Origin of the sequence: Nocardia sp. CC201C (assembly GCF_030010695.1) — a bacterium.
Classification (GTDB): domain Bacteria; phylum Actinomycetota; class Actinomycetes; order Mycobacteriales; family Mycobacteriaceae; genus Nocardia; species Nocardia otitidiscaviarum.
The window spans coordinates 1-5,795 of record NZ_JASCXP010000457.1 but is presented as its reverse complement, the minus strand read 5'-3'; the positions used below and the strand labels follow the sequence as shown (position 1 = coordinate 5,795).

Genomic DNA, 5,795 nt, shown 5'->3' with positions numbered 1-5,795 from the left:
ACGCGTTCGGCGGCGGCGATCCGCCAGTGCGAGGCATTCTGCTGATGCGCCCAGAACTCCGCGAAGCGCCCCGAGACGTCCAGCAGTTCCCGGACGGTACCGTCCTCCACGACGCGCCCGTCCTCCAGGAAGAGCACCCGGTCCGCGCCCGCGATGGTGGACAGCCGGTGGGTCACCACGATGCGGGTGCGACCGCGCGGATCGTCACCGATGGCGGCCACCACGGCGGCCTCGTTCTCCGCGTCGAGCGCGCTGGTGCCCTCGTCCACGAGCAGCACCGACGACTCCTTCAGCAGGGCGCGGGCGATCGAGACCCGCTGCCGCTCACCGCCGGACAGCGCGGTGCCCTCGTCGCCGACGAGGGTATCCAGGCCGTCGGGCAGGCGGTCGGCGAAGGCGTCCACCCGCGCCAGCCGCAGGGCGGCGGCGAGCTGCTCGGCATCCGCGCCGGGATTGCCCGCGAGCACGTTCTCCCGAATCGTCCCCGCGAACAGGTACGGCTGCTGGAACACCATGCTGGTATCGGCCGGGCGGTGCGCCGCGTCCACCGACGCGCGGTCGACGCCGCCGATCCGGACGCTGCCGGAGGTGGGCGTCTCCAGGCCCGCCACCAGCGCGAGCAGGGTGCTCTTGCCGGAGCCGGACGGGCCGACGACGGCGGTGGTCTCCCCGGCCCGGAACTCGAGATCGAGTCCGTCGAGCACCGGCGCGCCGTCCCCATAGGTGAAACGCACGTCGCGCAGTTCGACCGCGGCGGGCTCACCGTCGGCCCGGTCCGCCGCGGGCGCACCGGCCGGTCCGCCCGCGTCGATGACGGTCCGGATGTCGCGCAGAGCGTTTCGGCTCGTCTCCACGGCAGAGGCCAGATCGCCCATGGCGGCGAACGGCTCCAGGAAGCGCACCACGACCACGATGAGCGCGATCGCCTCCGGAATGCCGATGGTGCCGCGCACCGCCAGCCACGCGGTGGTACCGGCGAGCAGCAGCAGGGCGATCTGGCTGGCCAGGCTGAACAGCACCTGGCCGGGAATGTTCAACAGCAGCAGGCGAACGGTGGCGCCGTGCTGGGCGGCCAGCGCCGCACCGGTCTGGCTGCGTTCGGGTTCCACCCGGCGGGCCGCGCGCAGTGCGGCCTGGGTGCGGGCGAATTCCAGAATGCGTTCGGTGAGAGCGCTGTTGGACTCGGCCGCCACCCGATCGGCGTGCCGGGTGATGCGTCCGGTCGCCCACAGTGCGCCCAGCAGCAGCGGCACCGCCAGCAGCGCGACCACCGCGAGCTGCCAGGCGATCGGGATCAGCGCCACGGCGATGGCGATCGGCAGCAGGATCGCCTGGATCACCGGGGTCACCAGATAGCCGACCAGACCCACCAGATCCGGTCCGGTGGTGGCGATGGCGCGGCGGGTGGTGGCCGCGTTGTCCTCGCTGAACCAGCGCAGCGGAATGCGCGCCACCTGCGTGGAGACATCGCGCTGCGCGTGATCGAGGATGGTGAAGCCGAGGTCGAAACCGACCCGGGAGGCGATGGAGTCCACGATCCAGCCGCCCGCCACGGCCACGGTCAGCAGCGCCACCCAACGCCAGGCGTCGGCCGGGGTGTCGCCCAACAACGCCGCGACCAGCGGCACCACGAACACCACCGCGATGGCGCGCAGAATGGTCGAGATGACGGTCAGCGCCAGGTAGCGGGCCACCAGGCCGCGCTGCTCGGCGGGCAGCAGCATCAGTATGGTGCGCGTCATCGCACGGTCTCCTTCACATCGGCGGCGACGGCTCCGGCCTGCCACAACTGCTGGTAGCGGCCCTCGGCGGCGAGCAGTTCGCCGTGGGTGCCGGTCTGGGTGACGCGCCCTTCCTCGAGCACGACGATCCGGTCGGCCGCGGTGATGGTGCGCAGCCGGTGCGCGATCACCAGCACGGTGCGGCCCACGGCCAAGCGGTCGAGGGCCTGCTGCACCAGGTATTCCGATTCGGGATCGGCGAAGGCGGTGGCCTCGTCCAGGATCAGCACCGGGGTGTCGGCGAGCAGCGCCCGCGCGATGGTGAGGCGTTGCCTCTCACCGCCGGACAGCGTGGTGCCGGAACCGAGTTCGGTGTCGTAGCCCTGGGGCAGCCGCAGAATGCGCTCGTGGATCTGGGCGTCGCGGGCAGCCCGTTCGATGGCGTCGTCGGAGGCGTCCGGCACGGCGAGGGCGATGTTCTCGCGCACGGTGCCACGGATCAGCTGGGTGTCCTGGAAGACGAAGCCGATGCGGGTGTACAGCTCATCGGGGGTGAAGGTGGTGATGTCGCGCCCACCCACCCGGATCGAGCCGCTCTGGATGTCGTGGAAGCGGGCCAGCAGCGCGGCCAGGGTGGACTTACCGGCTCCGGAGGGGCCGACGAGCGCGGTGACGGTGCCCGGCTCCAGGGTGAGCGAGATATCGGCGACCACCGGGACGCCCGGACGGTAGCCGAAGGTGACGTCGTCGAATTCGACATGGCCCGGCTGCTTCTCGGCCGCCGACGCGGAATCGCCCTCGCGCACCGCGAGTTCGGACTCGTCCAGGGCCACCTGGATGTGCTGGGCGGCCAGGCGACCCTCCCGCAGACCGGACAGGCCGTAGCCGATGCCCAGCAGGCGCGAGCCGAAGGTGGTGCCCAGGAACAGGAACGGCAGCAGGTCGACCGGGTCGATCCGATCGGTCACCACGAGCGCGGTGCCCACGGTGAGAATGATCCACAGGAACGTGACCGGGCGGGTGATGAGGTCCATGGCGGACTTCTTGCCCACGAACGGGCGCTGCCAGTTGTCCAGGAAGCGGATGTACTCGTCGAGGCTGCGCCGGAACGGGGAGGCGGCCGCGCCGCCGAACACGCGGATCACCGGCTGGCCGTCGAGGTAGGAGGTGGCCTCGGCGTTCATGCGCTCGGCCCAGCGTTGCGACTGCATGATCTTGGGGCCCGAGGACGCCATCATGGTCAGCATGGTGAAGACGTAGCCGAGCACCGGGACCAGCAGCACCAGCGCCAATCGCCAGTCCACCCAGAACAGGTAGCCCAGCACGGCCAGCGGCGCGACCACCGCGGCGACCGCGTCGGTGACGGCGTGGGTCACCAGGTAGTGCAGTGACAGGGTGTCGCCGGTGATCAGCTTGTTGATCTTGCCGGAGCCGCGGGCGGTGAACCAGCCCAGCGGCAGCCGGGCCAGCTTGCTCAGCAGGCGACCGCGCAGATCGCGGCTGAAGCGGGCGTCCACGGTGTGCAGCCACAGTTGCAGGGCCGATTCCAGCACCGCGCCGACGGCGAACAGGCCCAGCGCCCACAGGCCCAGGGACCACAGGGTCGATTCGTCGCTGCCCGCCAACAGCTCCCGGGCCAGTTCCACCAGCAGCACGAAGGGAGCGAGCTGGACCAGGGTCACCAGGATCTGGAGGATGCCCGCGACCCACAGCTTGGCGCGGATATCGGCGAACAGGCGGCTGCCCGCCTGGGAACGCCAGCGCCCGCGCGGGGCCGCGACGTTCTCGGCATCGGGCGCGCTCGGGGCGGCCGGGGTGTCGACGGCCGGTTCGATGACCGTCACGGTCTCCTCGACCGGCGTCGCCTCGGCGGCGGCCGCGGCCTGCGCCCGCTCGGAGCCGTCGCGCTCCTTGCCCATGGACCGACCGTGCACCCAGTACGCCTGGGCGTAGACATCGCTCTTGGGGAATCCGAAGTCGTCCTTCAGGCGCGCGCGGATGTGCTTGAGCGACTTGGACTCCGGGCCCGCCCACGCGTACCAGTTCGACCAGTCGCGGGCCTCCAGGGCGGCGGCGAGGGAGTTCTCCGAGGTGCGGGGCACCCAGTGCACCCGGGCGCGCGGATGCTCGGTGAGCGGGATGAGCAGGTCGTCGTCGTGGTGCTTCTCCAGGTACACCTCGATCGCCACCTGCGGCGGCACGGCGGCGAGAATCGAATTGATGGCCGGAATCGAGGCGGAGTCGCCGATCAGCAGGTATCCGGCAGGCAGGTCCTCGGGGATCGGGAAGCCCTTGGAGCCGAACGAGGCCACCTCGACCATTTCCCCGCCCCGCACCCGGCAGGCCCAGGCCGAGGCCGGTCCGGCGGGTTCGTGCAGGACGAAGTCCACGGCGAAGCGACCGGTGTCCAGATCCGCCTCGGCAATGGTGTAGCCGCGCTGGAATTCGGCGTCGGAGCCCTCCGGATCCGGGAACCAGATCCGCAACCAGGCGGTCGGTTCCAGAGTGATCTCCTCGAAGAGGCTGGGCGAGCTCAGCCAGACCCGCAGCATGCGCGGTGTCGTCTGTTCGGTGTCGAGTACCGTTGCCGTGTGGTACTGAACGCCGAAGCCGCGTAGCACCGCCCCCTGAAACCCTCTGCGCGCCATTATCGCCTGTCCTCCGATCGATGTGCGGCGGAGGCGGCCCCGCGCCAGCGCCGGCCGCACGGTCTCTCAGCTGGGATTCCCACCTCCGACTTTGGGTAGCCTACACATACTTGGCGCGCTGCGGACCCGCAGGCGGCCACCGAACCACGCCGACAAGATCGAAGATTCGACCCGGCGGAATTCGGGTACTCCCTGCCCAGCGAGCCATCGTGGAGTCGAACCGAACCCGGAGGCCGACGATGATGTCGAAAAAGCGGACCGAATTCCGCTCGCCCAACACCGAGATGGCCGTTACGCCCACCGAGCGGCCACGCCCCAACCGTTCAGCCTGGGGTCACACCCGCTTCGACGCGCAGATCGCGCGCCTGCGCCGGGAAGCCCTGGCGGCCCTGGACGAATCCGACCGCGGCTAGCGGAGGCGGTGCGCGAGCGACCGGCGTTCGTCCGCGACACCCGCCGCCACCTCGGCGATCTCATTGCCGATCAGGGCCGCGAAGGTCCTGGCATCCGCCGACCTCGCCACCGTGGGCGGGCCGGGGACGATCACGTAGCGACCGTCCCCCGGCAGCTCCCGCCAGCGCAGCAGCCTGCTCACCCGGCCGCGCGGACCGAAGTCCGAGACGCCCTGCGCCACCTCGACCCAGCCGACGCGCGACGGCACCGCCGCCACGAACCGGCGGGCGATCTCCAACTCGGTGTCCTCGAACGACTCCAGGGCTCGGTAACGCTCACGGCTGTAATCCAGCCCGTCGGACAGCACGTCCAGCACCAGCCGCGCCCGGCGGCCCGGCGGCGCGTCCGGCAGTGCCGCCACCACCGCATCGGCCAGTTCGGCCGGATCGCAGGCGGCAATGGTGAATCCCGCGCTGTGGTCGACCGTTTCACCGGGCAACTGCCGGAGCAGATATGCCTGCCCGCCGCGGACGATCCCCAACAGCCGGATACTGCTCGCCGGGTCCTTCGGGACACGGGCATCGGCCGCGCGGACGGCGATGCGCATTTCCGGCCGCGCCACCATCCGCAGCACCTCGCGGACCTCGGACGGCACGCTGTCCCGCAACCGCTCACGCGTCCGAGCGAACTCACGCACATAGTCGTCGTGCAGCGGGATGCGGCTGGTGCAAACGAACGGATGCGGCAACTCGTCCTCGTCGTGCTCCGACCAGAGCACCACGAACTCCAGATCCCCGAAGGTCCAGTCCGGTGTCATTCGTCCAGCACCGGCCGGGAGACGATGAGCGGCACCCCGAGCCCCTCCTCGAGGTGGTGGTCGCCCTCCAGATAGTCCGGCCGCTTATGCGTGTTCCCGTCCTTGCCCGCGTTGCCGCCGTGCGCACCGGTCGCCCCCGGCGTGCCCGGAATCCCTGCCATCGGCGTCGCCGCACGGGTGGAGGCGGCAGGCAGGTCCACCGGCGGGGTGGCGCGC

Annotated in this window: 5 protein-coding genes; 1 reads left to right on the top strand and 4 read right to left on the bottom strand. The window is 70.9% G+C overall.

The genetic code is table 11. From position 1 onward, the window contains the following. Together QK444_RS31560 and QK444_RS31555 are read right to left on the bottom strand one after the other, a co-directional pair. Nucleotides 1–1,742, bottom strand: a 1,742-nt coding sequence (locus QK444_RS31560) for an ABC transporter ATP-binding protein (RefSeq protein ID WP_282785727.1), incomplete at its 3' end; no start/stop codon positions are given. After that, entirely contained in the window at nt 1,739–4,369 is a 2,631-nt protein-coding gene (locus tag QK444_RS31555; RefSeq protein WP_282785726.1) for an ABC transporter ATP-binding protein/permease, read from the bottom strand. The genes QK444_RS31555 and QK444_RS31560, both read right to left, overlap by 4 nt. A 239-nt stretch (nt 4,370–4,608) precedes the next feature. On the opposite strand from QK444_RS31555, the gene QK444_RS31550 reads away from it, so the two are divergent. Next, the gene (locus tag QK444_RS31550; protein ID WP_282785725.1) at nt 4,609–4,782 is read left to right on the top strand and encodes a hypothetical protein; all 174 of its coding nucleotides are present in this window, start codon (nt 4,609–4,611) and stop codon (nt 4,780–4,782) included. Here QK444_RS31550 and QK444_RS31545 read toward each other — a convergent pair. After that, nucleotides 4,779–5,579, bottom strand: coding sequence for an ESX secretion-associated protein EspG (locus QK444_RS31545; RefSeq protein WP_282785724.1), 801 nt, complete (start codon nt 5,577–5,579; stop codon nt 4,779–4,781). The genes QK444_RS31550 and QK444_RS31545 overlap by 4 nt on opposite strands. Then, on the bottom strand, nt 5,576–5,795 hold a 220-nt coding region (locus tag QK444_RS31540; protein WP_282785723.1), incomplete at its 5' end, for a hypothetical protein. The genes QK444_RS31540 and QK444_RS31545, both read right to left, overlap by 4 nt.

Bases quoted from the DNA above. Each gene is read 5' to 3' on its own strand.
- QK444_RS31555 (WP_282785726.1), bottom strand. From the start codon at position 4,369: ATGGCGCGCAGAGGGTTTCAGGGGGCGGTGCTACGCGGCTTCGGCGTT.
- QK444_RS31550 (WP_282785725.1), top strand. From the start codon at position 4,609: ATGATGTCGAAAAAGCGGACCGAATTCCGCTCGCCCAACACCGAGATG.
- QK444_RS31545 (WP_282785724.1), bottom strand. From the start codon at position 5,579: ATGACACCGGACTGGACCTTCGGGGATCTGGAGTTCGTGGTGCTCTGG.